The 25101-nt window shown below is 60.2% G+C and carries 43 protein-coding genes; 39 read left to right on the forward strand and 4 right to left on the reverse strand.

What is annotated here, in order from left to right:
• Positions 1-367: 367 nt before the first annotated feature.
• Both LJY25_RS14560 and LJY25_RS14565 read right to left on the reverse strand, forming a co-directional pair.
• Positions 368-1339 (reverse strand): glycosyltransferase family 2 protein, encoded by a 972-nt coding sequence (locus LJY25_RS14560; protein ID WP_227609083.1) that lies wholly within the window; start codon positions 1337-1339, stop codon positions 368-370.
• A 132-nt stretch (positions 1340-1471) separates the two neighbouring features.
• Positions 1472-2182 (reverse strand): helix-turn-helix domain-containing protein, encoded by a 711-nt coding sequence (locus LJY25_RS14565; protein ID WP_227609084.1) that lies wholly within the window; start codon positions 2180-2182, stop codon positions 1472-1474.
• Between the two features lie 126 nt (positions 2183-2308).
• Between LJY25_RS14565 and LJY25_RS14570 the strand changes: the two genes are divergently transcribed.
• The 12 genes from LJY25_RS14570 (at position 2309) to LJY25_RS14625 (ending at position 6769) form a co-directional block, all read left to right on the forward strand.
• Positions 2309-2533, forward strand: a complete 225-nt coding sequence (locus LJY25_RS14570; protein WP_227609085.1) for a hypothetical protein — start codon at positions 2309-2311, stop codon at positions 2531-2533.
• Complete coding sequence (locus LJY25_RS14575) at positions 2533-3246, forward strand: Rha family transcriptional regulator (protein WP_227609086.1); 714 nt, start codon at positions 2533-2535, stop codon at positions 3244-3246. Before LJY25_RS14570 ends, LJY25_RS14575 begins: the two co-directional genes overlap by 1 nt.
• 103 nt (positions 3247-3349) lie before the next feature.
• Positions 3350-3574, forward strand: coding sequence for a hypothetical protein (locus tag LJY25_RS14580; RefSeq protein WP_227609087.1), 225 nt, complete (start codon positions 3350-3352; stop codon positions 3572-3574).
• A gap of 3 nt (positions 3575-3577) precedes the next feature.
• Entirely contained in the window at positions 3578-3832 is a 255-nt protein-coding gene (locus tag LJY25_RS14585; RefSeq protein ID WP_227609088.1) for a hypothetical protein, read from the forward strand.
• 2 nt (positions 3833-3834) lie between these two features.
• Positions 3835-4056, forward strand: a complete 222-nt coding sequence (locus LJY25_RS14590) for a hypothetical protein (protein WP_227609089.1) — start codon at positions 3835-3837, stop codon at positions 4054-4056.
• Between the two features lie 22 nt (positions 4057-4078).
• Entirely contained in the window at positions 4079-4801 is a 723-nt protein-coding gene (locus LJY25_RS14595) for a DUF551 domain-containing protein (RefSeq protein ID WP_227609090.1), read from the forward strand.
• 97 nt (positions 4802-4898) lie between these two features.
• Entirely contained in the window at positions 4899-5093 is a 195-nt protein-coding gene (locus LJY25_RS14600; protein ID WP_227609091.1) for a hypothetical protein, read from the forward strand.
• A 1-nt stretch (position 5094) separates the two neighbouring features.
• A complete protein-coding gene (locus LJY25_RS14605; protein ID WP_227609092.1) occupies positions 5095-5802 on the forward strand; it encodes a hypothetical protein in 708 nt (235 codons plus the stop codon).
• Complete coding sequence (locus LJY25_RS14610; protein ID WP_227609093.1) at positions 5799-6047, forward strand: hypothetical protein; 249 nt, start codon at positions 5799-5801, stop codon at positions 6045-6047. The genes LJY25_RS14605 and LJY25_RS14610 overlap by 4 nt, the downstream gene beginning before the upstream one ends.
• On the forward strand, positions 6044-6244 hold the full coding sequence (locus LJY25_RS14615; RefSeq protein ID WP_227609094.1) for a hypothetical protein: 201 nt from the start codon (positions 6044-6046) through the stop codon (positions 6242-6244). Before LJY25_RS14610 ends, LJY25_RS14615 begins: the two co-directional genes overlap by 4 nt.
• Positions 6241-6579, forward strand: a complete 339-nt coding sequence (locus LJY25_RS14620) for a hypothetical protein (RefSeq protein WP_227609095.1) — start codon at positions 6241-6243, stop codon at positions 6577-6579. The genes LJY25_RS14615 and LJY25_RS14620 overlap by 4 nt, the downstream gene beginning before the upstream one ends.
• A gap of 4 nt (positions 6580-6583) precedes the next feature.
• Complete coding sequence (locus LJY25_RS14625) at positions 6584-6769, forward strand: hypothetical protein (RefSeq protein WP_227609096.1); 186 nt, start codon at positions 6584-6586, stop codon at positions 6767-6769.
• On the opposite strand, the gene LJY25_RS14630 is transcribed toward LJY25_RS14625, so the two are convergent.
• Entirely contained in the window at positions 6766-7005 is a 240-nt protein-coding gene (locus LJY25_RS14630) for a hypothetical protein (RefSeq protein WP_227609097.1), read from the reverse strand. The two genes, LJY25_RS14625 and LJY25_RS14630, sit on opposite strands and share 4 nt — an antisense overlap.
• A 104-nt stretch (positions 7006-7109) precedes the next feature.
• Here LJY25_RS14630 and LJY25_RS14635 point away from each other — a divergent pair, with 104 nt between their 5' ends.
• The 27 genes from LJY25_RS14635 (at position 7110) to LJY25_RS14770 (ending at position 24368) form a co-directional block, all read left to right on the forward strand.
• The gene (locus LJY25_RS14635) at positions 7110-7955 is read left to right on the forward strand and encodes a hypothetical protein (RefSeq protein ID WP_227609098.1); all 846 of its coding nucleotides are present in this window, start codon (positions 7110-7112) and stop codon (positions 7953-7955) included.
• A gap of 5 nt (positions 7956-7960) precedes the next feature.
• Complete coding sequence (locus tag LJY25_RS14640; protein ID WP_227609099.1) at positions 7961-8368, forward strand: hypothetical protein; 408 nt, start codon at positions 7961-7963, stop codon at positions 8366-8368.
• Complete coding sequence (locus LJY25_RS14645; protein ID WP_227609100.1) at positions 8365-9426, forward strand: hypothetical protein; 1062 nt, start codon at positions 8365-8367, stop codon at positions 9424-9426. The genes LJY25_RS14640 and LJY25_RS14645 overlap by 4 nt, the downstream gene beginning before the upstream one ends.
• Positions 9427-9429: 3 nt before the next feature.
• Positions 9430-9660, forward strand: coding sequence for a hypothetical protein (locus LJY25_RS14650; protein WP_227609101.1), 231 nt, complete (start codon positions 9430-9432; stop codon positions 9658-9660).
• 56 nt (positions 9661-9716) lie between these two features.
• Positions 9717-10325, forward strand: a complete 609-nt coding sequence (locus tag LJY25_RS14655) for a hypothetical protein (protein ID WP_227609102.1) — start codon at positions 9717-9719, stop codon at positions 10323-10325.
• Positions 10326-10337: 12 nt separating this feature from the next.
• A complete protein-coding gene (locus tag LJY25_RS14660) occupies positions 10338-10682 on the forward strand; it encodes a hypothetical protein (protein WP_227609103.1) in 345 nt (114 codons plus the stop codon).
• Positions 10683-10690: 8 nt separating this feature from the next.
• On the forward strand, positions 10691-10924 hold the full coding sequence (locus tag LJY25_RS14665; protein WP_227609104.1) for a hypothetical protein: 234 nt from the start codon (positions 10691-10693) through the stop codon (positions 10922-10924).
• Entirely contained in the window at positions 10921-11202 is a 282-nt protein-coding gene (locus LJY25_RS14670; protein ID WP_227609105.1) for a hypothetical protein, read from the forward strand. The genes LJY25_RS14665 and LJY25_RS14670 overlap by 4 nt, the downstream gene beginning before the upstream one ends.
• A gap of 29 nt (positions 11203-11231) precedes the next feature.
• The gene (locus LJY25_RS14675) at positions 11232-11564 is read left to right on the forward strand and encodes a hypothetical protein (protein WP_227609106.1); all 333 of its coding nucleotides are present in this window, start codon (positions 11232-11234) and stop codon (positions 11562-11564) included.
• Between the two features lie 7 nt (positions 11565-11571).
• Entirely contained in the window at positions 11572-11964 is a 393-nt protein-coding gene (locus LJY25_RS14680; RefSeq protein WP_227609107.1) for a hypothetical protein, read from the forward strand.
• A 642-nt stretch (positions 11965-12606) separates the two neighbouring features.
• Complete coding sequence (locus LJY25_RS21455; protein ID WP_227609108.1) at positions 12607-13029, forward strand: HNH endonuclease signature motif containing protein; 423 nt, start codon at positions 12607-12609, stop codon at positions 13027-13029.
• Positions 13030-13352: 323 nt separating this feature from the next.
• Positions 13353-13586 carry a hypothetical protein gene (locus tag LJY25_RS14690; protein WP_227609109.1) on the forward strand — a complete coding sequence of 78 codons (234 nt, stop codon included), beginning with the start codon at positions 13353-13355 and terminating at the stop codon, positions 13584-13586.
• Complete coding sequence (locus LJY25_RS14695; protein WP_227609110.1) at positions 13576-14061, forward strand: hypothetical protein; 486 nt, start codon at positions 13576-13578, stop codon at positions 14059-14061. Before LJY25_RS14690 ends, LJY25_RS14695 begins: the two co-directional genes overlap by 11 nt.
• 368 nt (positions 14062-14429) lie before the next feature.
• Positions 14430-15254, forward strand: coding sequence for an HNH endonuclease (locus tag LJY25_RS14705; RefSeq protein ID WP_227609111.1), 825 nt, complete (start codon positions 14430-14432; stop codon positions 15252-15254).
• A 109-nt stretch (positions 15255-15363) separates the two neighbouring features.
• Entirely contained in the window at positions 15364-15834 is a 471-nt protein-coding gene (locus tag LJY25_RS14710) for a phage terminase small subunit P27 family (RefSeq protein ID WP_227609112.1), read from the forward strand.
• Positions 15812-17500 carry a terminase large subunit gene (locus tag LJY25_RS14715; protein WP_227609113.1) on the forward strand — a complete coding sequence of 563 codons (1689 nt, stop codon included), beginning with the start codon at positions 15812-15814 and terminating at the stop codon, positions 17498-17500. The genes LJY25_RS14710 and LJY25_RS14715 overlap by 23 nt, the downstream gene beginning before the upstream one ends.
• A gap of 135 nt (positions 17501-17635) precedes the next feature.
• Positions 17636-18952 carry a phage portal protein gene (locus LJY25_RS14720; protein WP_227609114.1) on the forward strand — a complete coding sequence of 439 codons (1317 nt, stop codon included), beginning with the start codon at positions 17636-17638 and terminating at the stop codon, positions 18950-18952.
• Entirely contained in the window at positions 18930-19790 is an 861-nt protein-coding gene (locus LJY25_RS14725; RefSeq protein ID WP_227609115.1) for an HK97 family phage prohead protease, read from the forward strand. The genes LJY25_RS14720 and LJY25_RS14725 overlap by 23 nt, the downstream gene beginning before the upstream one ends.
• A 12-nt stretch (positions 19791-19802) precedes the next feature.
• Positions 19803-21122 (forward strand): phage major capsid protein, encoded by a 1320-nt coding sequence (locus LJY25_RS14730; RefSeq protein ID WP_227609116.1) that lies wholly within the window; start codon positions 19803-19805, stop codon positions 21120-21122.
• A gap of 62 nt (positions 21123-21184) precedes the next feature.
• Positions 21185-21472, forward strand: coding sequence for a hypothetical protein (locus tag LJY25_RS14735; RefSeq protein ID WP_227609117.1), 288 nt, complete (start codon positions 21185-21187; stop codon positions 21470-21472).
• Positions 21473-22081: a head-tail connector protein gene (locus tag LJY25_RS14740; protein ID WP_227609118.1), complete on the forward strand. Its 609-nt coding sequence runs from the start codon at positions 21473-21475 to the stop codon at positions 22079-22081.
• Positions 22078-22404: a phage head closure protein gene (locus LJY25_RS14745; protein WP_227609119.1), complete on the forward strand. Its 327-nt coding sequence runs from the start codon at positions 22078-22080 to the stop codon at positions 22402-22404. Before LJY25_RS14740 ends, LJY25_RS14745 begins: the two co-directional genes overlap by 4 nt.
• Complete coding sequence (locus tag LJY25_RS14750; RefSeq protein WP_227609120.1) at positions 22391-22846, forward strand: HK97-gp10 family putative phage morphogenesis protein; 456 nt, start codon at positions 22391-22393, stop codon at positions 22844-22846. The genes LJY25_RS14745 and LJY25_RS14750 overlap by 14 nt, the downstream gene beginning before the upstream one ends.
• Positions 22846-23211 carry a tail completion protein gp17 gene (gene gp17, locus LJY25_RS14755; protein ID WP_227609121.1) on the forward strand — a complete coding sequence of 122 codons (366 nt, stop codon included), beginning with the start codon at positions 22846-22848 and terminating at the stop codon, positions 23209-23211. The genes LJY25_RS14750 and gp17 overlap by 1 nt, the downstream gene beginning before the upstream one ends.
• 12 nt (positions 23212-23223) lie before the next feature.
• On the forward strand, positions 23224-23670 hold the full coding sequence (locus LJY25_RS14760) for a hypothetical protein (protein WP_227609122.1): 447 nt from the start codon (positions 23224-23226) through the stop codon (positions 23668-23670).
• Between the two features lie 3 nt (positions 23671-23673).
• Positions 23674-24057: a hypothetical protein gene (locus LJY25_RS14765; protein WP_227609123.1), complete on the forward strand. Its 384-nt coding sequence runs from the start codon at positions 23674-23676 to the stop codon at positions 24055-24057.
• Positions 24058-24065: 8 nt separating this feature from the next.
• Positions 24066-24368, forward strand: a complete 303-nt coding sequence (locus LJY25_RS14770) for a hypothetical protein (RefSeq protein WP_227609124.1) — start codon at positions 24066-24068, stop codon at positions 24366-24368.
• Between the two features lie 22 nt (positions 24369-24390).
• Here the strand turns inward: LJY25_RS14770 and LJY25_RS21460 are convergent, their stop codons facing one another.
• Positions 24391-25086, reverse strand: coding sequence for an HNH endonuclease (locus tag LJY25_RS21460; protein ID WP_394799970.1), 696 nt, complete (start codon positions 25084-25086; stop codon positions 24391-24393).
• Positions 25087-25101 lie beyond the last annotated feature (15 nt).

A 25101-nucleotide genomic window follows, 5' to 3' on the forward strand; every position in this document is an offset into this window, starting at 1 on the left:
TCAGTTTAGTTCAGGTAAAGCTATGGCAATAAGGCTGGTTTTGAAAAAGTATCATATTATATTTCTATAGTATAAAGTTGTATCGATCAGCAGAGTGCCATGCCTTTTTTAGGCCGGGAGTTGTGCAGGGGCTGTGACGAATTATCACACGGGTAGCAGTCAAACCAAACCAGCGTATAGGCTACGATGAAACGGCAGGGAAATATACTCAGCTCAGAAAACTGGTGTTGCCGGCGGGCCACCGGAAGGTGGTAACATCGGCTCTACGATTGTGCACAGTAGCTTGGAAGGTTCGGGCCTGCAATTGAGGCGAACATACGTTCGGTCAAATCAAGCCTGGTGGATAAAGCAGCTAGCTAACGGAAGATTATAAAGCAGCTGCTTGTACGCTGGCTTCCTCCCGCACCACATAGAGCGGACGGCTTTTCGCTGCTTCGAAGGTCCGGCTTACGTACAGCCCTACCAGGCCCATGCCGGCCAGCAGGAGGCCGCCCAGCAGCCACACGCTCAGCAGCAGAGCAACCAGCCAGAACGAGTTTCCTGCATTGTCCGACCAAAGCCAGCTGGCCAGGGCTACAGCTCCGCCCAACAGCGCACCAGCCACAATACCGGTTCCGAGTTTTACCAGCAGGCGTAATGGTTTGTCGCTGAAAGCCAGCACCACAACGAACGCCAGCCGCAGCAGCTGCCCGAACCGGTAGCTGCTTTTGCCGTAGGGGCGCGCCGCATGCTGCACGTCGAGGGCACCCTGCCGGAATCCGAGCCAGCGGACCTGCAGCGGAAAAGCCCGCACCGGCTCGCGCAGCAAGCCCAGCGCAGTTACCACGCGCCGGTGGAAGATGCCGAAGTTTCCCGTGGCCGGGTCCTGCCGCGGTCCGCCCAGCCAGGCCATCAGGCGGTGAAAGGCGTAGCCGGCCCACTGCTTGGAGGCCGCATCCTGACGGGCCGCCCGGCGCCCGAACACCACGTCCAGCTGCTGGCTTTGGGCGTGCGCGTACAGTCGGGGAATCTCTTCGGGCGCATCCTGCAGGTCACAGTCCATCACCACGGCCCACTCCCCGGTAACCCGGTCCAGGCCCGCGGTAATGGCCGCATGCTGGCCGAAATTGCGGCTAAAGCTGAGCCCCAGCACCCGGGGGTCGGCGGCAGCCAGCGCTTTTACCTGCTCCCAGCTGCCGTCGGGACTGTGGTCGTTGACCAGAATAAGCTGATAGTCGCCCGCAAAGCCGGTGAGCGTATTGGTGAGGCGCTGATAAAGCTCGGGCAGCGCACCGGCGCAGCCGTAAACCGGGACTACTACCGATATAGAGGGAAGGATAGTGGCTTTAGAAGTAGTCATCGGCGAAGGCACGCACCAGGGAAGCTAACTGCAAAAAAGCCCCGGTTTTCGCCGGGCCTTGCTGTAGGGGTAAATACTTGACTTTCTGCCCGGTTACCCCGTCTGGGTAACCCGTGGTAACCAAACTGGTAACTAAGCCGCCAACATGGCTTCCTCTTCGACAGAGGCAGCGTCCAGCACCCACATGGCCCGCACGACCGGCTTGAAGCCGATGGGGGTGATGGGTTCGGCGGCGGCGGATAGTGAATCACCAGGGGCGAGGTATTGATTACCGTGTTCCTTTCCCCGCAGCTCGGCCCGGGCCTCCTGCAGTTCGGTTTCCATGATGCTATAGGAGTCCTGCAGGCGCTCCAGTACCCGGTGCAGCTTGTTGTACGCCTGGTCCTTCGTTTCCAGCTGGCTTTCGAGCCGGGCGTTCTGCGCCTTTAGCTCGTTGATACGCCCGATCAGCATGTCCCGGAACTCCGCATCCGTCTGCGTTGCCAGGGCCGTGCCTACGCTGGTCTTCTGGTTAACCGGCTGGTCGGCATCTTCAAAGTCGATGTGGGGCCGGCTGCCGCGCTTGCGGGCCGTGCCCCCGCCTTCGGTGAGGGTGCCGCCGGATAGCATAGGTTCTTTGGCCGCGCCCTCCCGCAGCATTTCGCCTTTGCCAGTCAGGAGCCAGTCCGGGCTGATCTGTGGATAGGCCGCCAGCAGCGCCGCAATGACTCCGCTTTTAGGCTCTGTGCCGCTCTCGATACTGGAGAGGGTTTGCTGCTTGATGCCCGCAGCCCGGAAGATGTCTGCTTGTTTCAGGTTCAGCGCCTCCCGGAATGCGCTGATCCGACTACCTATTGTTTCCATAGTCGTGGATTTTAACCGATGTTTTGGTTTTACCGTAGGAATGGTTTAGCTTTACTGCCTAACCTTCGGTATTGGATGCAATAATACCGAACAATCGGCAACACACCACAACAAAACCGAATTAATATGCCCAAACCGCTGAAAAGCCCCGAAGAGAAAGCCGTGTTCCGGTATCGTGTCGAGGTCGCCAGGCCGAAGCTTCCGCAGTGGCCGGCCGTTCGCGTGAGCACCATGCGGCCCGACATCGACCCCGAAGATGTGCGCAACGTACTGCGCCGCCCGCCCCGTCGCTATGACGATGACATCCTGAATGAATTGGAAAAACTGGCCGTCTCTCAACCCGCTGCCTAATGGAAAATCTAATCGTATTCCCCACCAAGAAGGGCAACGCCGCCACGGATACCATGCGGGTAGCCCGTGGTTTCGGTAAGTCGCATAAGTCTGTGCTCAAGGCATATGACAACCTGGAATGTGACGAGGAATTCAATCGGCTCAATTTTGCGCCGATCACCTACACCGACTCCCGCAACCGCAAGCAGCGGGGCGTAATGATGAGCCGGGCCGGGTTCACCTTCCTGGTGATGGGCTTTACCGGCAAGCGGGCCGCCCAGTTCAAGCAGGACTACATCGAGCAGTTCGACCAGATGGAGGCCCAGCTGCGGCCCCTGGGTGACGATGCCCCGCAGGTGAATCTACTGGAGCACACCCAGCGGGAGGTGCAGGTGGCCAACTCCAAAAGCGTGAACAACCACCAATACCTATTAGGTGGTGTGGCGTCGGTGGTGGAGTACAACCGACAGAACTGCCTGCTGCATACCGGCAAGCGCCCGAATGAGGTGGTAAAGGCTGCCAAGCAGGAGGGGCTGCCGTCGAAGCTGCGGACCTCGGCAAAGGAGGTGTTGCGGCATAAGGAGCCCGCTACGGCTTGCGCTATGTCGCTGGCTGACCAGATGGTACGGGGTGGGGCTGATCTTAAGCAGGTGGCCGTGGTGACCAACCAGGCGAAGCAAGTATTTGCGGGGCTGATGCGGCTGGGCTTCCGGCCGTCACAGTTGGGGCAATAAAAAATTTGCCTTACTCAACCGAAATAATTGTACAAGCGTATTGCATATTACCGAAGGTTCGGTATAATTGCATCATCAATCAGCCACTCTAACGGCAAACGCTATGTACGTCAACACTACCAAACCAAAAACCCGCATCAACCCGGCCGAACTCAACTACCTGCGGCAAGCCGTGGCCGCCACCGCGACCGGCTGCCAGTGCGCCGCCATTCAGGCGGTCGTGGCCTACGCCCACCTCCACGACGGCATGGACCTGCGGGACGAAGCCGCCTACCTCGAACGGGAGCTGGCCGCTGCTGACGAAGCCCGCCGCCTCAAAATCGCCTAAACCATGAACGCCGCTCTCTCCCTCACCACCAAGGCAATCAGCGACAATATTCTGTCCCTGCTGAACCACCCGGCCGGCCTCTTTACCCAGGAAGAGCGGCGGCAGGCCATGAACTACAAGCTCGACCACGGTACCGATCTGGTCCGGTTGGAGCGCCTGCGGAAGCGGCTGGCAGTGCTGGCAGCAGAGCGGGAAGAGACCCTGCACGGGCACCACGCAATGGACAACGGATACTACGACCCTGCTGACGACTACTAGCCATGACCGCCGACACCTACCGCTACCACCTGTCTGCCTACCAACGGGTACGGGACGCCCGCATCCGCCTGAGTCAGCTGGACCTCGACGCCGCCGCCGCCCTGCTGGAGCCCCGCGAAGCCGAGCTGCGGGCCAAGTACCACCAGGCTCTTGATGAATTCGCCACGCCCACGGCCGCTGCCTGTGAAGCCCAGCGGGCGGGCCTGAGCCGGATGAACCGCTAACAAAAAAGCCACCCCGGCATGGGTGGCCCTTTCACTCAACTATCTCAACACTGCAAAGATGCAATTAACTACTGAAGAAGTCTACCAGATGCAGATGCTGGAGCAGGCCGCAACGCCCGGCCCCTGGCATATCGGACGGTGGCGGCAAGGCAATCAGGAGTGGGCGCCGACAGTCACGCCCGAAGTTCACGGCGCCCCGATTTGTCGATTCGACCGCCACGGCCGGCCCGACAAAGACACAGCTGATTCTGCCTTCATCGCAGCCGCCCGCTCCTTCATCCCGAAAGCCCTTGCCGCTCTGACGCGCCCCGCTGCTCCCGTCGCAGGCCCGGCCTGGGTGTCGGTAGCGGACCGGCTGCCGGAAGAAAGGCAAGGAGAGGTCTGGCCACGCTACAACCGAGTGCTGATTGCTCGCCCTGGCTGTGATGTGAAAACCGGCTTCTATGAGAATGAATGCTGGTATGCGGAGTGGGAAGACTACGGCGGCGAACCACTAATGGACCTAACAGTCACCCATTGGATGCCCCTACCTACTGCCCCTGAGCCGGCCGCCGCCCCCGCTGGGGAGAAAGGAGGGCCGGGCCGTGGGGAGTTCAGCTACGATGAGGACTTAGACGCGCCCGGTGACCCGCTTCTGATTCCCTGCCCGCATTGCCAAGGAGAAGCCAAAGAGCCCGGTTCGGCTGAAATGCCCTGCTCTGGCTGTAGCGGACACGGCGAAGTGGTCAACGTGCCGCAGCCATGAGCCAGTCCGCCACCGCCTCTGAACCCAATCCGGTAGGCCCCTGCTCGGTGCGCTGCCCCCTTCATCTTCTAGTCTCCACTCTCAAAGCCCTGAAGCCATGACCTACGATCACCTCGAATCTGAACTCCCCCGCTACCTGTCCCGCGCACCCCGGGGGAAGGCCGCCAAGAAACGCGACGGCCGCCGCACCCTGGCCTACGTGCTGTTTGCGGCCCTGTTCTTCTATGGGCTGGGCACCCTGCTGACCCGCGCCGATGCCCGGGACGTGGCCGCTACCCAAACCCGCCGGTAAGATGAGCAAGCCCGCTAAGACCTCCGAAGTGCCGGCCCTGGCCGCGTACTCCCTTAACCAGCCCGAAGAGCTATCCGGCCTGGCTACGCTGCTCCAGCACCACATTCAGGACAAACGCCTGTTCACGGACATTCAGGGCAAGAAGCACGTCAATGTGGAAGGCTGGCAGTTCGCCGGCGCTATGCTCGGTATTGTGCCGATAGTCGAGAAGGTAGAAGACACCAGCACCGGGGCCGAACACACCTTTAAAGGCTACCAAGGCAAGCCCGATACCCTTGTCCGGCATACAGAGTTCCGCGCCACGGTCAGCCTGCTCGACCTACGCAGCGGCAACACCATCGGGCGCGGCATTGCCAGCTGCTCGAACCTGGAATCCAAGAAGCGGGGCTTTGACCCCTACGCGGTGGAGAGCATGGCCCAAACCCGTGCGACGGGGAAAGCCTTCCGCCTGCTGCTTGCCTGGATTATGCAGGCCGGCGGGTATGCGACCACGCCAGCCGAAGAAATGCCCGACCCCGAAACGAGCGCCGTGGTAGTCGAGCCGGCGGTAACACCGAAAGCCGACGTGGTAGCCCTGTTGGAATCGGCCGATACGCTGGCCTCCCTGCGCAGCATCTGGACAACCGAGGCAAAACCCTGGCAGCTTGACCGGGAAGTGCTGGAGGCCAAAGAGAAGCGCAAAGCAGACCTGGAAGCCGCCACGCTATGAAACATCCCACCGCCGCCAACCCCCGGAGCCTGCGCAGCACCCGCCGCAAGGTAACGCAACCCCTGCCCACCCCGCGCCCCTTCTCAGAGAGCTACATCCTCCTGAGTCGGATAGAGCACCAAATCGGCCTACAGGCCCAGGTGCAGCATAACTACGATGAATGGGCCATCGCTGCCTACGATGCCAATTACTGCGATGTACGCCCGCTAATGGGCCGCGTCCCGATGTACGCCGAAGCCCCATGAAGCCACTAACCCCCGTCCGCGTCACGCGCGGCCAACGCACCGGCTCAGAAGGCTACGTGCTGGAGCCACACCCCAATATGCCCGGCTACTTCTGGTGCCGGGTCGGCCATAAAGCCCCATTCCCCCAGGTCGGCGGCAAGAAGCTAGACCATCACAAAGACCTGGTTCTCTCCCCCTCGCAACTCGAAACGCTATGACCGACCAAGAAAAGGGAGCCATCATCGGCCAGTTCGCCGCCTCCCTGGTGAACCTCGACTACTGTGTGCGCCGGATGCAGGAAGCTGGCAACGTGCGCCACGGCCTGAAACAGCAGCTCAATATCCTCTCGGCCCATGCCGACAAGTTCCTGCTGGCCTCGCAGAAGCAATTCAACTGCCAGGATGCCGACGCGGTGAATGCCCTTTCGGACGTGCTGACCATCAGCGGGACCATGCTGCTGCAAATGACGCCCGACCAGATTGAATGCTGCCTGCAGCACATGAATAACCAACTCAAAACCGGTGCGGCCTACGTGCCCGCTCTAACCGCCTGACCCGATGACTACACATCGCTCCTTACTCATGACCTGGCACGCCCGCAACGAACAGGTGGCCCCGCTGAATGAAGTACGGGCCGCCGTTCGGCAGCTGCAAGCCAAGTCGAAGCTGGGCTACCACGAAAAAGCCTTGCTGCGCCGCCTCGAAAAAGAGGTGGAGAACCCACACCCGCGCTTCGGGGCCTAGGCGCCGGCCCCCTCCCCGGTGGCGCCCCCGCCGACTGCTGGCAGGGTGATGGGGCCGTGGGCCTTCTCATAGGCCGCCACGAAGTCCTGCATAAAGCCAGTGACTTGCAGGGTGGGGGTGCTTCTCATGCCCTCACACGCTATCCTGAACTTCTCCCGAAGTGAATAGGGGACCCGGTAGTTAGCCGGGGCTTTCTTCTGGCTGGGCTTGGGGCGGGGCACTGTGAGAGTCAGCATGGTGAGGGGGCAAAAGTAGGTAGTGTAACGCAAATATAACCAGAAATCCGATAGGGTAACGCTTTGTAATGTAGTTGCGTTACACTATCTTTGTTCAGTTCACAATGGAAGCCACCGTGTCTACTCCCTTCATCAAGCTACTGCGCAACCCCCTGACCGAACAGTTAATCCGGCAGCCTAACTGCCTGGCTGTGCTGACGCTGGTAGCCTACCGGGCCCGCCGCTCCGACGAGCTCAGCCTGAACGGCTTGAGTGAGGGGGAGGCGATGATGGGCGACTTCGACGCTTGCGGGCTGACTCGGCAGGAATTTCGGACTGCTCTGAACAAGCTTTTGGCGTGGGGATTTGTAACCACCAGAACAACCAACAGAGGAACGGTAGTAAAACTCATTAGTTCAGCGGTTTACGACATAAATTCGGCAACCATCAACCAGCAGAGCAACCAGCAAACAACCAGCCAGCAACCAACAAGTAACCAGCTGGCAACCACTAACAAGAAGGATAAGAAAGAAAGAAGTAAAAACACCTTGTCCGATTCGGCTTCCGCCTCATCAGACGCCGAGGTGGATTTATCCTTCGCTGCCTTCTGGGAGCTCTACGGTCGGAAGGAGGGAAGCAAGGCGAAGATGACCCGGCAGTGGAACGCCCTGCCTCCCTCCGAGCGGGGCAGCATCCTGGCTGGCCTGAAAGCTTACCGGGAAGCCAAGACCCAGAACGGCCCGCAGTTCATGCCCATGCCGCAGACCTTCCTGAACGGCCGCCTCTGGGAAGCCGAAACCTACGGCAAGGTGCTCGAGCCCGCCGCCCTGACTGCCCAGCAGCGGGCCGCTATCCCCTCTAAGCCCTTCGACAAAGACGATCTGTTCGGCTTCAACGACCCCCGGGTGGCTGAGCCCCAGCCCCGCTACCACACGCAACCCGCCGGACAATACGCCGGCACCATCCGCTAACCGCTATGCCCTACGACGCTCAAAAGCTCTCCGAACTGGAAGGCGAGGCCCAGGCCGCCACTGCCCGCCTGGCGAAAGTGCTGCCCCCTGTTCAGCAGCAGGTGCAGGATGCCTTCGAGGCGTTTGACCTGCTCAACACCAAGCCCGGCGAGGGCAAGCGGTGGGGCGAAGTGGCAACGCTGCTGGCAACCATGCAGGCATACTTCGAGGCCACGGCCGCCTACAATGCCCAGCTGCGGGAGAACCTGGCCCAGACGGAAGAGGCCGCGCACCATGAGTCGGTACGGGCCGCGTTCTTCAAGCACCAGTGGAACCTGTGCGAAGCCGATCTGCGCCGCTCCCATGCTGACAACGCCCAGCAGTACGCCTTCTTTCAGGAAATACTCGAGCGGAAGGGAGGGGCAGCCGCATGAGTACCCTCAATCCGTTCTCCCTGATTCCCTCCACCCGTCCGGCCCCGGCCCTGGTTGCCTCCGCTGCTGACGCGGCCCCGATCATCAGCCCCGAAACGGTCTATGCCGAATCGCTCCACGCCTGGGACCACACCAACCCCAACGGCAGCCCCACCCACTACCCCACGGTGGACAAGCACTGGCTCTGGCAGCCGGGAGAGTGCTGCGCCGTGACGGGCTGGCCGGGCATGGGCAAGAGCCTGGCGGAACTCAACAAGATGGTGACCAAAAGCGTGTACGACGGGTGGAAGTGGGGTTTGTTCGTGCCGGAGAATATGCCCATCCGCAAGGCCGTTGCCATTCTGGTGCAAGCCTACGTGGGGCAGTCGGTGAACCCGAAGCACCCGTTCCGCATGAGCCGGGCCCAGTATGAGGACGCCGTGAAGTGGGTCATGGGGCACTTCATCTTTATTGACCCCCGGCAGGCGCACAGCCTCAAAACCCTGCTGCCCGCCGTGAAGGCCGCCAAGAAGTTCGGCATCCGGGGCTGGCTCCTTGACCCCTGGAATGATCTCGAGAGCAAGCTAGGGGAGTTCAGCGGCATGATGAGCGAACAGCTCAAGGCGCAACTCGGCCTGGTGCTGGACTTCACCAAAGACGAGCAGCTGTGTACCGTGATCTGTGTACACCCCGCCGGGGAAGCCCGCAACCCCAAAACGCTCGAGCTCAAGATCCCGGACCAGTACAGCATGGAAGGCGGACGGATGTGGCCGAACCGCATGGATAGCATCTGCGTCTGGCACCGCCCGATGTGCGACGAAGACCCCACCGATTCCGCCGTTGACCTCTACGTCAAGAAGATGCGGAACGAGCCGGAGTCGGGCTTCAAGACCCCGAAAGAGGGCATCCGCCTGAACTACGAGCGCCGGGCCTTCCGCTACTTCGACCCGCTGCTGGGTATGTCACCCCTTGACCCGAAGATCATTCAACGCTACCGGGATACCGGGTCGGTCCTGCCTTCGGCCCCGGCTGAGCTCAGTCTGAACAAGTTCCCGCAATCCACTTTCCAAGACGCCTGAGTCATGCTGACAATCTTCAAAAGGACCATCTACACGCTGATGATCGTCACAGCTACGCTGGCGGCGGTTACCCTCTTCTTCAGCCTGCCGCCCGACACGGCCCGCGCTATCGACAACGCCCGGCACCTGCTAAATACCCTCGCCCTACTGCTGGTGCCCATGACCATTTACGAGGCCGAAGTCCGGGGCAGTAATCGGGAGTACAAACGGAACAACCCCAGCGAACTACTGTAGGCCGCCTGAGCATCCACCGAAACGAGGCAGAGACTGCCGCCTAACCCAACAAGATTATGCCATCCGGATACACCGCCGACATCACCAAAGAAACCAGCCTTCGGGACTTCGCCACCCGCTGCGCCCGCGCCTTCGGGGCCACCATCGACCAACGGGACGAGCCCGCATCGGAAGGGCTCAAGCTCCCGCAGCCCAGCGACTACCACCGCAAGGCAGAGAAGAAAGCCGAGCAAAAACTCAAGAAGCTTAAGGCCATGAAGCCCGAACAAGCCGAGGCCGCCGCGGCTGAAGCGTTCGAGCAAGCAACGAAAGACTACCAGGAGCGGATTGATAAGCGCCATGCCCTCAAGCTGGCTTATCAACTCCTGCTGGTTAAGGCCAAACATTGGGCCCCGCCCACCGCCGAGCATCAGGAGCTAAAGAAGTTCATGATTGAGCAGCTGGAATCCAGCATCGACTTCGACTGCAACGGGAGGTGGGATAAAGCCCCGAAGCAGCAGGCCGGCCCCGTCTGGCTGGCTGAGCGAATCGAAGCTGCCCAGGCCGACATCAAGTACCACCGCGAAAAGCAGCAGGAAGAGGAAGAGCGAACGGCTGAACGCGCTGGCTGGATAACCGCCCTACTCGACAGCCTTCCCCTCCCTTCCCCGCGGACTGCCGCCTAACTAGACAACGCCATGAAACTAACTGCCGAAATCAAAGAGAACCGGGCCGCCTTTCTGCACTCGCTCCGGACTGGAAACCACAAAAAGGGGGCAATGAAGTCCGACGAACGGGGCCACCCAATCTTTAAAACAGAGGTGGAGCGGGAGGGCGCTTGCGCCTGCGGCATCATGTGCCAAATGTTCGGAATGGCCCGAAACAAAAGCGGACAGGAGTTTATGAGCCCCAAAAAGGCACAAGAGGCGCTGGGGCTGACCTACCATGACTGCTACTTCATTCAGACGCAAATCAGCGACACGCCTTTGACCTTCCCCGAAATAGCCGACCGGATTGAGGCAGAAGTTTTCAACAAGAATTAGCCCGGCCCATGAACGTAGTCCCGCCCATCAGTCTACTGAAAGACCTGCGACGCACCGCAGACGGGAAACTTCAGGTGTCCATACTCTGCACCGACGAAGCCCGCACCCGCGCCTCTGGCTCCGTCATCCTGCCCAACGGCCAGCTTGAACGGTGCAAATGGCTTCCCTCTGGCAAGTGCCACCACGACAACACGGGCCGCTTTGACCTTGATTTCTCACCCTTTCACAACACGACCAAATGAATCACGCCTCGCACATCAAAACCTACCAAGCCTGGGAAGGCGGCCCCGAACTATCCATCCTCGACTACCTGCGCCCATTGGATGAAGTTGATGAAGAAATGTTTAATCACTTCGCCTCAGTGGTGCCCGCGCAATATCAAGTCGGCAATCTGATGCAGTCGGGAGAAGCAGAGTACAAAGACCAGGGTCGCTACCACTACATGACGTTTGCCGGCTACGGGGAGCCCACTCGATACTACTACCTCGGTATTCTCCCGCCCTTCAAGCAGCCCAAATAGCCCTCCCTGCCGCCTAACTAGACAACGCCATGAGCCAGAACCCCCGCATATCAGTCGAGCTATCCCGCCGCGAATACCGGCGGCTACTGCGCCAAAGAGGACGACTGCGAGTTCGCAAGGCCGACCACAGCCCAGCCACTTCCCTGTTTGTCTACTGGCATCAGTGGGAGTGCATCCGCGACGAGTGGCCCCACATCAACTCTCCGGGTTGGCAACGCGAATCAGTCCGGCGAGCCTACCTGGGGCGCTTGAAGATGATGCGCTACACCCGACTGAACCACCTATCGCCGGCCACCCCTCCCCAGGACGTAGCCGGGCAGCCCGTAGCAGGGGAAGGAAAGGAGGGGAGCCGGGATGAGTAGCTACGCCGTGCAAATCGCCAAAATCATTGAGGGCGCGCTAAGCGGAGACAAGGCCCGGGTGCTTGCCTATGCCGAGCTACTGGCCTCCCTGATGGATGACGACGGGGAAGCCCGACAGGCCCGCATTGTTCGCCGGGCCTACGGAGCCGAGCCAAAAGGGCCGACAGCAACACTAGATGCCCCCAAGCAAAAGGAATGGGGTATCGAGATGGATGGCATAGCCCAAATGGTAGGGCTTGACATATTCGACTACGACCCAGGCGACATTGTGCGGGCCGTTAGCAAGTTGCAGGAGTTCGTGCGAACAAGCGCAGAGGGGTTCGACCACGACGAAGACGCGCACAAGTACGGAACCTACTGCCGGGTGTGCATTGCCGAGGAACTAGCCAGTAAGCCATGACCGCCGCCGAATACAGAGCCCAGTACGTGACGCCCAAAGGCCAACAGAAGCCCAAAGCAGCCCCACCACGAGCACCACAGACCCTGGCAGGTGTTAGCACCCCAACGGAACCCAAGAAGCCCGCCACGGTCAGCAAACAGGCTAAGCAACCCGCCGCCCGTCCTGCCTTCGCCTCGACTCCCTGGGACCTGAGCGAAGGAGAGCCCCGCTACCGATGGGTGCATCATGTCAGCACCTATGACTTTGAAGATGGTACCGACCGGGTTGTGTTCCCGAAGATACCGAGAGAGCTAACGGCCGCCTTCGTGGCGCACTGCTTAGCCTTTGAGCCTCCTACTTCGCCTCCCGAATGAGGACCTCAATCACGGACGCCATGCTAAGGCCCCGCTTTTCAGATAGATCCCTCAGTTTAATGAGGGCTGTTTCGGACAGAGAGAAAGAGGTGCGTTTCTTTGCCATTGTGGTAAGAATGTGGTAACTTAGTGAGGTAAACAATACCACAAAGTTATGCCAAAAAAGTTTCGAACACACTGCAAAAAAGGCCATGAGCTAATACCTGAAAACTGTACTGTGTCAGTTTCAGGCGCTCGGATGTGTAAGACGTGTCTAAAGAGCCGTTACCGGAACGGCAGAGGGCTATCCATGCCAGTAGCAGACAGGTTTTGGTCCTATGTAAATAAAACCGATACGTGTTGGCTCTGGACTGGCACTCGGGAGACCTCGGCTAATAAATACGGCCAGTTCTACGCTAACGGGAGGACGCGCCGCGCCCATCGGTTTGCTTATGAGTTGGCGAATGGGCCTATAGGTGACGGGTTATTCGTTTGCCACTCCTGCGACAACCCCCTTTGCGTCAACCCTTCGCATCTCTTTGCTGGGACTCCAATGGACAACACAAAGGATATGCTGGGCAAGAAAAGGCATGCTGGGCAGAAAAAGACGCATTGCCTACTAGGGCATGAGTTCACTGAGGCCAACACCTATGTAAACCCTTTGGGCCGGAGAGAATGCCGAAAGTGCAGTGCGATGAAGACCGCCCTTTACAAGAAGATGAAGACCTCTTAGCACGGCCTCAGCCAAGACCAGAAGGACCAACTCGACGCCGCCGCCCTCGCCGCCGGCATTCACCCCCAACAGTAACGACAACCCGCCATGAACTCGAATAAGAACCGCATTCTATTGGCATTCGCCCTGGCAGGGTCAGCCCTTTCGGCCGGTGTAGAGATGCAACGACCACAGCCTGCCCGCCGGCATCTACCTGAGCCTAACCCACTGCCGGCCCGTCCCGAGAACGAAACCATGCGGAAGGCTGCCGAGAAACGCGCCCGCAAAGCCGCCAAGAAAGCCCAGCAGTAGGCGGCCTTCCCCCACAGCAATAAGCCAACGCCATGACCGCAGATGAATTCAAGCACTTCGTGTTCCGCCTCTCGAATACCTGCTTTGTCCGGCATTGGATGAACTGGAAGGACCGGCAGGAGCCGCCTTACTACATGGCGTTTACACTGATTGACTGGCAAGGCCAACCCTTGTTGCCTTATCACGGCGATGTAGAACAACGGCTCCATTCCACGGAATACATCGGGCCTAACCTCATTTTCATCTTTGAGCGCCATGAACAGTAGCCCCCAACCCCCCAAAGGCCCCCACGCCTTTCTCGGCGCCCCGAAGCTGACCCGCTCCGTTCCAGCGGCTGCCCCGGCCCGGGTGGTGCAGGTGGAGGCGGCCCGGCCGGTGAAGCCCGCCCTGCTGACGGTGGACCCCAAAGGCCGCGCCTACCTGAGCCTGCAGCTGTGCGACGTGCTGGGCCGGCTCCCGAAGGATACCCGCCTGGAGCTATTCCCGCCCACGACCCGCAACGGCCACCTCTGGCGCCTGGAGCTACGCCCTGGTGTAAGCGCCTACCCGGTGCTGAGCTTCCCCTTCGGCAGCCTACCGCTGTTCAACAGCCGCTCGGTACTCAGCCCCCGCCACTTCCGCATCGCCAGCCAGCCCGGCCGCCTCTACCGCCGCATCGCCCTGGAGCTGCAGAGCCCCACCCCCGACAACCAGGGCTTCTACCTGCTGCGCCCCAACCACGCCTATTCCCTCCCGTCCTGATGCCGTATCTTCCGAAGACCGCCCGCCGGCCCTGGGTGCCCCCGCCCGCACCCCCGAAGCCCTACCAACAGCACAAGGCCCGCACGTCGGACTACAACAGCCCGGAGTGGAAGGCGATGAGTAAACGGGTACGGCAGGAACAACCCATCTGTGCCGTACCCGGCTGCACCAGGCCCAGCCGAGCAGCCGACCACATCACCCCGGTTCGGTTGGGTGGCGGGTTCCTGGACAGGGAGAACCTGCAAGGACTTTGTTGGAGCCACCACCAGAGCAAGTCAGCCAAAGAAAAGCATCAAAAAACAGGCAAACAGACAGAATAACAGCACGTTACACAGTGATTATACCGCAGCTTTTCGGTATCTTTAGACATGGAGCAGAACAAGAAGTGTAGCCGTTGCGGGGAAGAGAAGGCCTTGGCCGACTTCACCTACATGAAGGACAAAGCCGCCCATAAGGCAGCGTGTAAGGCCTGCATCAATGCTTCCATCAAGGCCTTGCGGAAACGCCCCGACTACACAGAAGCCTACAAGCAGAAGGAGCGGGAGCGCAATGCCGAGCGCGCTGGCTACCTCAAGCAATGGATGGCTGACAATGCCCCACGCCTGAAGGAGCTAACCAAGGTTAAGCCCCGCCCGAAGCGCGCGACCTCCTGTCCTGTCTACTTCAACACTTGCATCATAACGGGAGAGCTATTCACCGCCCGACGGCCAACAGCTAAGTACAGCGAGCAAGGGAGCAGCCTTATGATGAAGAAGCGCAACGATGCGCGAATAGTCAACAAGGCTGATACCGCTAAGCAGTGCAAGGCCTGTGGTAAAGACTTCACCCGCACGTATGGCGCAAGCATCAAGGCCTTCTGTTCGGAAGCGTGCCGGGATGAGATGGCACGCCAAGCCAAGAGAGGCAAGGAGAATCATAGGCGGCGGGCACGGCATTTCGGTGTATTCTATACACCTATCAACGTGCTGACTGTATTCGATCGGGATAAGTGGACGTGCCAACTATGCGGCATCAAGACCCCAAAGAGTAAGCGCGGCACGATGGAGCCCAACGCTCCTGAACTTGACCACATCCTGCCTCTCTCTAAGGGCGGCACCCATGAGTACCACAACGTGCAGTGCGCCTGCCGTCAGTGTAATAGTATCAAGGGAGACAAGGCTATCGGACAGCTTCAGATGAGGCTTGCGGCCTAGCCTGCCCCGGGGGTGGTTCTGTTACCTCGCCCATAGTCGGCTGATACCGGAGCCCTTCCTCGAATTTTCACGCGTCCAACTTCGTACCCAAAGGGGAACACCCGACCAAATGGCTAGCCCACACCCCAAACCAGACGCATTAAAGGCCCAAAAGGGCACGTTGCGCCCGTCCCGTAAGCTGGAGCCCTCGATGAAGCCCGCCGTGCTGGAATCGTTCGAGATGGCGCCCGACGACCTGCCCGAAAAGGGTCAGCAGGAGTGGAACCGGGTCATGCAGCAGCTACAGCCCCTGAAGGTGCTGACCCCGGCCGACCTCTCCATCCTGAAAAGCTACTGCCAGCACGTCGCCACGATGGACATAGCATCTTCTAAGCTGCGGACGGAAGGCTATACCACCACCATCACCAACAAAGGCGGCGGCTCCTATGAGACGAAAAGCCCCTGGGTCGGCATCTACAACGAAGCCAGCGACCGGGCCGCCAAGCTCGGGCAGCAGTTTGGCTTCACGCCCAGCAGCCGGACCCGGATAGTAGTACCCACCCCTGAAAAGAAAGAAGATGGCTTCTCCCAATTCGACTAGCCGCGACTACGTAGCCCTGGCGACTCAGTACGCCCGCGACGTGGTGGCTGGCACGATACCCGCCTGCAAGTGGGTGAAGCTGGCCTGCGAACGGCAGCTAAAGGATTTGAAGCGCCGCGGGTTCGCCTACCACTTCGACCCCGACAAGGCTTCCCGCATCTGCCGGTTTATTGAGCTATTGCCCCACATCAAGGGGGAATGGGCCGGCCGTCCGATACAGTTGGAGCCCTGGCAGATGTTTATTCTAACATGCGTGTTTGGCTGGGTAGATGCCGCGGGAAACCGCCGGTTCAAGACCGCCTACACCGAGATACCAAGAAAAAACGCGAAATCGACGCTTTCCAGTGGGGTAGGGCTGTATATGCTGACCGCTGACGGGGAAGGCGGGCCGGAGGTGTACTCCGCCGCCACGACCAAGGACCAGGCGAAGATCGTATGGCAGGACGCGCACCGGATGGCACAGAAGGCCAAGGGGCTCGGCGCCCGGTTCGGGGTGCAGACCTCCGCGCACAGCATCTACACCACCGACGGCGGCACCTTCAAGGCCCTCGCCCGGGACCAGGGCGGCAACCTCGACGGCCTGAACGTGCATTGCGGCATCATTGACGAGCTGCACGCCCACAAGACCCGGGAAGTGTGGGACGTGATTGAAACCGCTACCGGCGCCCGGGCCCAGCCGTTGCTGTGGGGTATCACCACGGCCGGCTTCAATCGCTCCGGCATCTGCTACGAGCAGCGCACCTACGTGACCAAGGTGCTGCAGGGCGTGGCGACCGATGAGGAATACTTCGGTATCATCTGGACCCTGGATGATGAAGACGTATGGACGGATACGACCGTATGGGCCAAGGCAAATCCTAATTGGGGAATATCGGTCAAGCCGGAAGACATTGCCCGCAAGGCCCGCAAGGCGCAGGAGATGGCCGCCGCGCAGAACAACTTCCTGACCAAGCACCTCAACGTGTGGGTGAATGCCGACACGGCCTGGATGGATATGAAAGCCTGGGAGGATTGCGCCGATAAAGAACTGACCCTGGACCGCTTTGCCGGGGATGAGGTCTGGATAGCCCTTGACCTGGCCTCCAAGCTCGACGTGGCCGCCAAGGTCTACATCTTCAAGCGGGAAGACACCTACTACCTCATTCCGCGGTTCTATTTGCCCGAAGCAGCGGCCGAAAACCCCGATGCCTCCCACTATGCGGGGTGGTCCACCGAGGGTTACCTGGAGTTAACCGAGGGGAACGTGACCGATCAGGCCACCATTGAGGAAGAGTTGCGGGACGATGCCAGCCGGTTTACGGTGGTGTCGATGGGGTACGACCCCTGGCAGGCGACGTACTTAGCGACCCGTTTAGCCGGGGAAGGGCTGCCGGTGAAGGAATACCGCAACACCGTACAGAATATGTCGGAGCCCATGAAGCAGCTGGAAATGCTGGTCAAGTCCGGCAAGCTGGTTCACGACGGAAACCCGATGATGACCTGGATGATCAGCAACGTCGTGGCCCACACCGACGCCAAGGAGAACATCTACCCCCGCAAGGAGCAGCCACAGAACAAGATCGACGGCCCGGTGGCGGCTATCATGGCCCTGGGTGAAATCATCAGCACCGAGCAGGAAAGTGGATCCGTCTACAATGAGGATGGGCGGGGTTTCCTCTCGTTCTGAAGGCCCCAACCCCCTGAAAACCACCGAAAGCCCTGCCCCAACCGGCGGGGCTTTCGTTTCATATAGTCCTTTCCCCCGCTTCCCTAGTACCCGCGCCCGGTGTGCGCTTGCTTTGTTTCAGCAAGCCCCACAGCCGTGTCTAGTTTCTGGTCTAACCCGTTCACCCGTTCGACAAATACCCCGCTTCAGGCGGCTGTTTCAGCTGTTCGGGAAGAGCGTGGCTATGCCGTATCGACGGAAGAAACAAACCCGGCCTTGCTCCGGGCCCTGGGCTTTACCGGGGGTGGGGTAGCCGGCGTGTCGGTCAACCAGGATTCGGCCCTGAGCTTCGCCGCCGTGTGGGCGTGCGTGCAGGCCATCAGCCAGGACCTGGCCGCCTTGCCGTTCGTGATCTACCAGGATACGGGCGACTCGAAAGAAGTCCGCAAAGACCACCCGGCCTACCGCCTGCTCAACCAGCAGGCCAACCCGAAGCAAACCAGCTTTCAGTTCCGGCAGAGTATGCTGGCAACCGTGCTGCTGCGCGGCGAAGCCTTCGCCCTGATTGAGCGCGACGGCCGCCAAAGCCCCGTCGCCCTGCACTACAAACACCCCGACCGCACCGAGGTTCTGGAGAAAGACGGCCGGTTCTGGTATCGCTTTGACGGCGACACCAAGCGCCTGCCCTATGCCGACTACGAGGTGATCCACCTGCGGGGCCTGAGTTTGTCGGCCGGCCGCGGCATCAGCCCGCTGCACGCCCACCGCAAAACCATCGGCCTGGGCCTGGCAAACCAGAACTACGGTATCAACTTCTACGAGAAGGGCGCCCGGGTAGACGGCGTGATGCTGCACCCGACCAAGTTCAAGGACGCCGGCGTTGCCGAGCGCCTCCGCAATCAGTTTGAGTCCAACTACTCCGGCACCGGCGGCAGCCGGGTGCTGATGCTGGAAGAGGGCATCAAGTACGAGCCGATCAGCATTGCCCCGAAGGATGCGGAGTTCCTGAACACGCACAAGCTCAGCCGGGCCGAAATCGCCAGCATCTTCCGCGTCCCGCCCCACAAAATCGGGGATATGGACAGCTCCATCAAGGCCAACATCGAGCAGCAGGCCATTGAGTACATCCAGAACACGCTGCAGCCCTGGGCGGTGAACATCGAGCAGGAGTTTCGGCTGAAGCTGTTCCGCGCCGCTGAAATCGCCACCACCAAGGGCAAACACAACTTCAACGGGCTGATGCGGGGCGACTCGCAGGCCCGCGGCGCCTATTACCGGGAAATGCTCAATACGGGCGTCATGTCGATTAACGACGTGCGCGACCTGGAAGAGATGAACCCGGTGGAGGGCGGCAACGAGCGGTTTATCCAGGGCGCTATGGTGCCCCTTAGCCGCATCAACGACATCATCGACAAGCAGACGGCCCCGGCTGTCACTACGACTACGCCCAATGAAGACGCCCCTGAAGCCTAACGGCCCCGAAGTACGCTTTGCCTCCGGCACGCTGTCGGTCGAACTGCGCGAAGGCACGCAGGAGCCGGTGGCCTTCATCGGTAAGGCCATCGTTTGCGGCTCCCGCTCCAAGAACCTGGGCGGGTTCGTGGAAATCATTGACCCCAAAGCCCTCGACGCCGCTGATATGAGCGACGTGGTAGGGTTATTCAACCACAACAACGACATCCTGCTAGGCCGCACCACGTCCGGCACGATGACGCTGACCCGCGACACCGACGGCGGGCTGAGCTACCGCATTAGCTACGACCCAGCCGACCCCGACCATGTGCGCCTGATGGCGAAGATGAACCGCGGCGACGTGGTGGGCAGCTCCTTTGCCTTCACCACGACCCGCAACGGCGACACCTGGGAGGAAGAGGAAACCGAAGGCGGCGGCACGCTCTACGTCCGCACCGTCACCGCCATTAAGAAAGTCTACGACGTGAGCCCGGTCACCGATCCGGCCTACGCCGATACCAGCGCCGCCAAGCGCAGCCTGGATGAGCGCATGGGTAGCATGAAAATGTCGGGAAAGAAGAAGAAAAAGCGGGATGAGTCGGCCGCCACGAAGGCCGAACGTCAATTCCTGGAAGACATGATTCCGCACCACGAAATGGCGCTGGACATGGCAAACAAAGCCCTTGAGAAGATCAAGGATGATGATATACGGGCTTTTGCGCAGGGTATTATCGACACCCAAAGCGCCGAAATCACTCAAATGAAAGACTGGCTTTCCGACTTGGATGCCCAAAGAGCTTCACCCGACGCTGAAACCCAGCGGATGCACGAAGAACACGCCTTTTTCTCCACTCTCTAACCTTCACTCTCCGTGAAAAACCTACAACAGCTGCGCGAAGAGCGCACCGCCAAAATCGATGCTGCTACCGCCCTGTTTGACAAGGCGAAGGCAGAGAACCGCAGCCTCAGCGATGAGGAAAAGACGGAAGTGCGCAACCTGCAGAACGCGGCCGAGTCGCTGAAAAGCGACATTGACATTGCCGAGGTGCAGGAGCGCAACGCCGCCTCCCTGGCCGGCCAGCAGAAGCCCGTCAACAACCACAGCACGACCGAGAAGCGCAGCCTGGCTAGCTATTCGCTGTTGAAGGCTGTTCGCTCCACGCTGCCGCCCTCGCACGACTCCTACCGCGCCCTCGACGGCGTGGAAGCAGAAATGCACCAGGAAGCTGTGCGTGAAAACCGCAGCCTCGGCGGCGAAGGCATCAAGGGCCTGGGTATTCCCCAGATGCTGATTGCCACCCGCGACAACTCGGTAACCATGCCCACGCAGCCGGAAGACGGCTCGGCCGTCGTAGAGCGTGAAGTTCGCCCCGTGCTGGACTTCCTGCGCCCCAAGTCGGTCATTCGTGACCTTGGTGCTCAGTTCCTGACCGGCCTCGTTGGCAATATCGGCATGGGCGAACTGGCAACCGGCGCGGTATCGACCTGGAAAGGCGAAATCGAAACGCTCGACAAGTCCAACCAGAAGTTTGTGGACCGCGAGTTTTCGCCTAACCGTCTCGGCACGTTTGCCATTCGCTCCAAGCAGTTCCTGGCGCAAACCGCCCCCTCGATTGAGCGTATGCTGCGCGCCGACCTCGAAAACAGCGTGGTGCAGAAGCTGGACCGCACGGCCATTGACGGAATCGGCACGGGAAACATCCCGCAGGGCATCATCAACAACCCCGACGTGAACCAGGTGGCCCTGGGCGCCAACGGTGGCGCCTTCACCCGCGGCACCGCCATTGCCTTGCTGGCTGCTGTCATGAACAGCAATATCCCGCTGACCAACCCGGGCTATTTGATGAACGTCAACACGATGGCGGCCCTGATGAACACGAAAGTGGACGCCGGCTCGGGTCAGTTCCTGATGGACGAAGCTAATAAGCTGTTTGGCTACGACGCTGCTGTAACCACCAACGTCCCCGGCGACATCACCAAGGGCTCAGGCACCGGCCTGTCGGCTCTGATCTTCGGTAACTGGAGCGACCTGCTCATCGGTCAGTGGGGCGGCCTGGACATCACCACGGACCCCTACACGCTGGCAACGGAAGGCCAAGTGCGGATCATCATCCAGGGTTTCTACGACATCATGGTACAGCGGGCTAAAGCCTTCGCCGTGGTGAAGGATGTGAACACCACCCTCGTCTAACCTGAACAGCCCGGCCGGTAGCCCCGGCCGGGCCTATGGTTTCACCTCTCATTCCCTGAGTCATGGATAAGAAAAAAGGCCCCAAGCCGACGGCAGAAGCCCGCTCGGCCCGCCCCGAAACCGCAAGCGCACCCCGCGCCGCCGAAACCGCTGCTCTTCCTACCGCAAGTGAGGAAAAGTCGGTGCCGGCTGAAGTAAAGGCCCAATCGGCTAAGAAGAGCGACACCGTGAAGGTGAAAGTGCTTCGTTCGCACCCTGAGTTTGGCTACTTCGTCGGTGATGAAGGCACCATCAGCCGGGAGGCATTTGACCGCATCCAGAAAGACGGCCCCTTCTTCAAGCAGCTGTAAATGTCCGCGCCCCTGACCCGCCGCCTTACCCCTGGCTACGCCCTGCCTCACGACCTGGAGAAGCTGAAAACGCACCTCAAGGCCGAAGATGCAACGCCGGCTGAGTCTGCCTATATCAGCGACCTAGCCGTAACGGCCGGGGCGCTGTGGGAAGCAGCTACTGGTCAGCCAGTAATGGTTGCCGAGTATGTGACGGGGTTCAGTGGCTGGCATTATAGCGGCCGGCTTCACCTACTCGCCCCGGTGCAGGAGGTAACGAAGGTGCAGTATTTCGGAGAGGGGGACGCCTACGCCGACCTCGAACCGGAATTATACGCCCTTTCTGACCTGTATCCTGGCCTGTTGGTTGGCCCAACCAGCTATTCCGGCCTTCAGCCTCAACTCTCTTATCGGACGCGCATCAACGAAGGCGTGCTGGTGTACTACACGGCCGGCGCTACCTCAGTAGACGAGGTGCCGCCCATCGTGCAGCAGTTTATTCGGCTGGTCGTGGGGCACTGGTATGAAAACCGGCAGGAGGTGGTCCTGGGGGCAAGTCAGAACGGCATGGTGCAGATACCAATGGGCGCCCAGGCGCTGATTGATATGGAAAGGGAGCCGGTGCTATGAACATCGGCAAGCTGGACCGGCGCATTACGCTAGAGCAGAACACCGCTACCCAAAACGCCTACGGGGAGCAGGTTCCGGCCTGGTCTGAAGTAGGGGAGGTATGGGCCCGGGTGGACTACGGCCGAGGCAACGAAGCCGTGCAAGCCGGGGAGCAGGTCGCCATTCAGCGCATCGACTTCACCATCCGCTACAAGCCCGGTTTGTCGGCCCGCCTTCGGATAACCTACGAGGGGCAGGTGTACGACATCGAAGCTGTGCAGGAGCTGGGCCGCCGGGCCGGGCTGAAGTTGTCTGCCTTTACCCGAAACGATGATGGCCGCTAAGAACACCTTTCAGTTCCAGGGCTTCAAGGAAGTTGAGCAGCTGCTGGACGCCCTGCCCAAACGGCTAGGCGAAAAGACGCTGCAAAGCATCCTGCGCAAGAACGCCCGGCCGCTCATTCAGCGGGGCCGGGAGCTGGTTCCAAGGAACAAAGGAACGGTCGCCAAGAGCCTGGGAACCATTGCCGGCCGGGGTGCCGGACGGGGGACGTCGGTGTACGTCGGCCCCCGGCGAAGCAAAGCCTTCAACGGCTACGCGGCGCACCTGATTGAGTTCGGAACCGCGCCCCGCGTCCGCAAGGATGGCAGGGCAACCGGCTCGATGCCAGCCCAACCGTTTTGGCGGCCGGCCTTTGAGCAGACCAAAGATCAAGTAATAGCTGGTATCCGCCTCGACATCAAGGCGGTGCTCGACGGAAACTTCAAAGACCTCAACTTCGACTAATGGCCCCGGGTGAGCTGCTTTTTCAGGTCCTGAGCACGAGCCCCGAAACGGCGGCCCTGCTGGGAACCCGCATCCGGCCCAACCGGCTAGAGGCGGGGATGGTCTTGCCAGCCGCCACCTACAGCATTGTCAACCGGCAGCCTCGTGCTCAGACCCGGCGGGAGTGTACGCTTTCCGATGAGGTACGGCTGCAGATCAACCTCTACGCCATCGCTTACGCCGACCTGGACCCGCTGGCAGATGCTGTGCGCAAAGCCCTGCAGGAGGCCGGGTTTCGGTGGACCGGCGAAGGCGACCAATACGACGACGCCGGCCAGATCGGCGGCAGGCGTCAGGACTACACATTGATTCTCCCCACTTCTTAACCAACTGTACCCATGATTGCTGAATCCACTTTTGAAAACCTCGGTGTAAGCATCGGGGGCAAGCTCGTCTACTGCTCCAACAGCATCGGCCTGGACCTGAGCACGGACGAAATCGAAGCCAGCTGCAAGCGCACCGGCCTGAACAAGAACTACCTGCCCGGCGCCAAGTCGGCCACGGCGAAGGCCGACGGCGTGATGACCGTTGCCACGAACGATGCCAGCGGCCCGGGCTCGACGGATGCCACCAACAACTACACGTCGGAAAACATCATCGACGCGTGGCAGGCGGGCACCATCTTCGACTTCACCTGGGGTTCGGACAAGCCCGGTGAGCCGGTGTACGCCTGCAAAGGCTTCTTTACCTCGGTGTCGGCTTCGGTTGGCGTGGGAGAAGTCGGCAGCTACTCGACTACCATCCGCCTGAACCTGCCCCTGGTGAAAACCATCAACCCCGAATAACCAATGAGCACCCCTACCCAAACCGGCGAAGTAACCCTGAGCCTGGGCGGTAAGCCCCGCACCGTGGCCTTTACAATGGGCGCACTGCTCGAATACGTTGGCCTTCAGGGCGGCGACCTGTCCGCCGCGATTGATTCGCTCGGCAGCGGCAACCCGGACGCCATTACGCCCCTGGTGTACTGTGGCCTGAAGGTGCGCCGCAAGGTCAACGCCCTGCCGGCTGACTTCGACCTGGACACGGCCCGGGAATGGGTAGCGGAGGTGCTGTTTCTACGGCCCGACGAACTAACGCCCCTGATGGAAGCCCTCACGGCCAGCTTTCAGGAGTTGGGAAACCGGAAGGGGCTGCCGACGGAAGCGGCGACGGCAGCCCCGGGCCAAGCGTAGCCGACATTATGGACTTTGCCCTTGGGGAGTTGCAACTACTCCCCAAGGACTTTTTCCGGCTGACGTTCGCGCAGTACAACTGCCGGGTGCGGGGCTACCTGCGCCGGGAAGAAGAGAAGTGGGAACACACCCGCCTGCTCTACGGCGTGCTGTATAACAGCAATGTAGACGAGAAGCACCGCAAGCCCGCCAACCAACTGGTGCCGCTCCGCAAGGACCGCCGCGCCATGCTGCTGGCCGGACCAGTGAAACCGGGAATCAGCCGCGACGAACTCATTGCCCGCATTAAGAAACGGGATAACCTGAATTAACCCTATGGCTGCCAGCGGGGTACTAAGAGCGGAACCCAATCTCCTTCTCGAATTCGTGAGGGAGTTTGGCGTTCTTCCTCCTGTTGCACGATGGGCAAAGGCATTGGAGGTTAGATTCTTCGTTCGTGCCGCCTTTACTTACCGGCCAAATATGGTCAACATGGTATTTCGAGGTGTCATGCGGACCCTCTCCCAGGCTCAACTTGCAATAGACACAAAGGCCATTCTGAGAGGCCCACATTCTACGGAGCAAGTGAACGCTGAAGTATCCGTAACCGGTGCGCCCGCGACGCCGGACCCATGTAGCCTTACACTTCTCCGGATTGTTTTTAACCCAATTGAGCCGGTATTCAGGCCCCGACCGGGCAAGCCATCTAGCAGTAGAAGATCTTTTGCCAGCCCTTGCCTTTTCCAAGTTGCGGTGATACCAACTTCTGCCTCTTGCGGCATGGGCGGCGGGGTCAGCCCGTCGATATTCATCCTTTTGGGAGTTTATCTGATCCTTGTTCTTCTGGTAATAAGTCTGTCTGGCGATGCGCGCCCGCTCTCTGGTCTCGGGACTTTCTTGGTATCTCCGCTTCCTCTCTGCTGCTGCACAAGGCTTACACCACTCGCTAAGCCCATCCTTGCGCCCCTTGTGCTTTCCGAACACGCCCACCGGTAGCGCCTTCTTGCAAAAGGTGCAAATCTTAGTCGATACACCGCTTGTGTTTTCCATGTGTAAATCTAGTAA

This window comes from Hymenobacter translucens (genome assembly GCF_020685205.1).
Lineage (GTDB): Bacteria > Bacteroidota > Bacteroidia > Cytophagales > Hymenobacteraceae > Hymenobacter > Hymenobacter translucens.

Bases quoted from the DNA above. Each gene is read 5' to 3' on its own strand.
- LJY25_RS14560 (WP_227609083.1), bottom strand. From the start codon at position 1,339: ATGACTACTTCTAAAGCCACTATCCTTCCCTCTATATCGGTAGTAGTC.
- LJY25_RS14565 (WP_227609084.1), bottom strand. From the start codon at position 2,182: ATGGAAACAATAGGTAGTCGGATCAGCGCATTCCGGGAGGCGCTGAAC.
- LJY25_RS14570 (WP_227609085.1), top strand. From the start codon at position 2,309: ATGCCCAAACCGCTGAAAAGCCCCGAAGAGAAAGCCGTGTTCCGGTAT.
- LJY25_RS14575 (WP_227609086.1), top strand. From the start codon at position 2,533: ATGGAAAATCTAATCGTATTCCCCACCAAGAAGGGCAACGCCGCCACG.
- LJY25_RS14580 (WP_227609087.1), top strand. From the start codon at position 3,350: ATGTACGTCAACACTACCAAACCAAAAACCCGCATCAACCCGGCCGAA.
- LJY25_RS14585 (WP_227609088.1), top strand. From the start codon at position 3,578: ATGAACGCCGCTCTCTCCCTCACCACCAAGGCAATCAGCGACAATATT.
- LJY25_RS14590 (WP_227609089.1), top strand. From the start codon at position 3,835: ATGACCGCCGACACCTACCGCTACCACCTGTCTGCCTACCAACGGGTA.
- LJY25_RS14600 (WP_227609091.1), top strand. From the start codon at position 4,899: ATGACCTACGATCACCTCGAATCTGAACTCCCCCGCTACCTGTCCCGC.
- LJY25_RS14605 (WP_227609092.1), top strand. From the start codon at position 5,095: ATGAGCAAGCCCGCTAAGACCTCCGAAGTGCCGGCCCTGGCCGCGTAC.
- LJY25_RS14610 (WP_227609093.1), top strand. From the start codon at position 5,799: ATGAAACATCCCACCGCCGCCAACCCCCGGAGCCTGCGCAGCACCCGC.
- LJY25_RS14615 (WP_227609094.1), top strand. From the start codon at position 6,044: ATGAAGCCACTAACCCCCGTCCGCGTCACGCGCGGCCAACGCACCGGC.
- LJY25_RS14620 (WP_227609095.1), top strand. From the start codon at position 6,241: ATGACCGACCAAGAAAAGGGAGCCATCATCGGCCAGTTCGCCGCCTCC.
- LJY25_RS14625 (WP_227609096.1), top strand. From the start codon at position 6,584: ATGACTACACATCGCTCCTTACTCATGACCTGGCACGCCCGCAACGAA.
- LJY25_RS14630 (WP_227609097.1), bottom strand. From the start codon at position 7,005: ATGCTGACTCTCACAGTGCCCCGCCCCAAGCCCAGCCAGAAGAAAGCC.
- LJY25_RS14635 (WP_227609098.1), top strand. From the start codon at position 7,110: ATGGAAGCCACCGTGTCTACTCCCTTCATCAAGCTACTGCGCAACCCC.
- LJY25_RS14640 (WP_227609099.1), top strand. From the start codon at position 7,961: ATGCCCTACGACGCTCAAAAGCTCTCCGAACTGGAAGGCGAGGCCCAG.
- LJY25_RS14645 (WP_227609100.1), top strand. From the start codon at position 8,365: ATGAGTACCCTCAATCCGTTCTCCCTGATTCCCTCCACCCGTCCGGCC.
- LJY25_RS14650 (WP_227609101.1), top strand. From the start codon at position 9,430: ATGCTGACAATCTTCAAAAGGACCATCTACACGCTGATGATCGTCACA.
- LJY25_RS14655 (WP_227609102.1), top strand. From the start codon at position 9,717: ATGCCATCCGGATACACCGCCGACATCACCAAAGAAACCAGCCTTCGG.
- LJY25_RS14660 (WP_227609103.1), top strand. From the start codon at position 10,338: ATGAAACTAACTGCCGAAATCAAAGAGAACCGGGCCGCCTTTCTGCAC.
- LJY25_RS14665 (WP_227609104.1), top strand. From the start codon at position 10,691: ATGAACGTAGTCCCGCCCATCAGTCTACTGAAAGACCTGCGACGCACC.
- LJY25_RS14670 (WP_227609105.1), top strand. From the start codon at position 10,921: ATGAATCACGCCTCGCACATCAAAACCTACCAAGCCTGGGAAGGCGGC.
- LJY25_RS14675 (WP_227609106.1), top strand. From the start codon at position 11,232: ATGAGCCAGAACCCCCGCATATCAGTCGAGCTATCCCGCCGCGAATAC.
- LJY25_RS21455 (WP_227609108.1), top strand. From the start codon at position 12,607: ATGCCAGTAGCAGACAGGTTTTGGTCCTATGTAAATAAAACCGATACG.
- LJY25_RS14690 (WP_227609109.1), top strand. From the start codon at position 13,353: ATGACCGCAGATGAATTCAAGCACTTCGTGTTCCGCCTCTCGAATACC.
- LJY25_RS14695 (WP_227609110.1), top strand. From the start codon at position 13,576: ATGAACAGTAGCCCCCAACCCCCCAAAGGCCCCCACGCCTTTCTCGGC.
- LJY25_RS14705 (WP_227609111.1), top strand. From the start codon at position 14,430: ATGGAGCAGAACAAGAAGTGTAGCCGTTGCGGGGAAGAGAAGGCCTTG.
- LJY25_RS14710 (WP_227609112.1), top strand. From the start codon at position 15,364: ATGGCTAGCCCACACCCCAAACCAGACGCATTAAAGGCCCAAAAGGGC.
- LJY25_RS14715 (WP_227609113.1), top strand. From the start codon at position 15,812: ATGGCTTCTCCCAATTCGACTAGCCGCGACTACGTAGCCCTGGCGACT.
- LJY25_RS14725 (WP_227609115.1), top strand. From the start codon at position 18,930: ATGAAGACGCCCCTGAAGCCTAACGGCCCCGAAGTACGCTTTGCCTCC.
- LJY25_RS14735 (WP_227609117.1), top strand. From the start codon at position 21,185: ATGGATAAGAAAAAAGGCCCCAAGCCGACGGCAGAAGCCCGCTCGGCC.
- LJY25_RS14740 (WP_227609118.1), top strand. From the start codon at position 21,473: ATGTCCGCGCCCCTGACCCGCCGCCTTACCCCTGGCTACGCCCTGCCT.
- LJY25_RS14745 (WP_227609119.1), top strand. From the start codon at position 22,078: ATGAACATCGGCAAGCTGGACCGGCGCATTACGCTAGAGCAGAACACC.
- LJY25_RS14750 (WP_227609120.1), top strand. From the start codon at position 22,391: ATGATGGCCGCTAAGAACACCTTTCAGTTCCAGGGCTTCAAGGAAGTT.
- gp17 (WP_227609121.1), top strand. From the start codon at position 22,846: ATGGCCCCGGGTGAGCTGCTTTTTCAGGTCCTGAGCACGAGCCCCGAA.
- LJY25_RS14760 (WP_227609122.1), top strand. From the start codon at position 23,224: ATGATTGCTGAATCCACTTTTGAAAACCTCGGTGTAAGCATCGGGGGC.
- LJY25_RS14765 (WP_227609123.1), top strand. From the start codon at position 23,674: ATGAGCACCCCTACCCAAACCGGCGAAGTAACCCTGAGCCTGGGCGGT.
- LJY25_RS14770 (WP_227609124.1), top strand. From the start codon at position 24,066: ATGGACTTTGCCCTTGGGGAGTTGCAACTACTCCCCAAGGACTTTTTC.
- LJY25_RS21460 (WP_394799970.1), bottom strand. From the start codon at position 25,086: ATGGAAAACACAAGCGGTGTATCGACTAAGATTTGCACCTTTTGCAAG.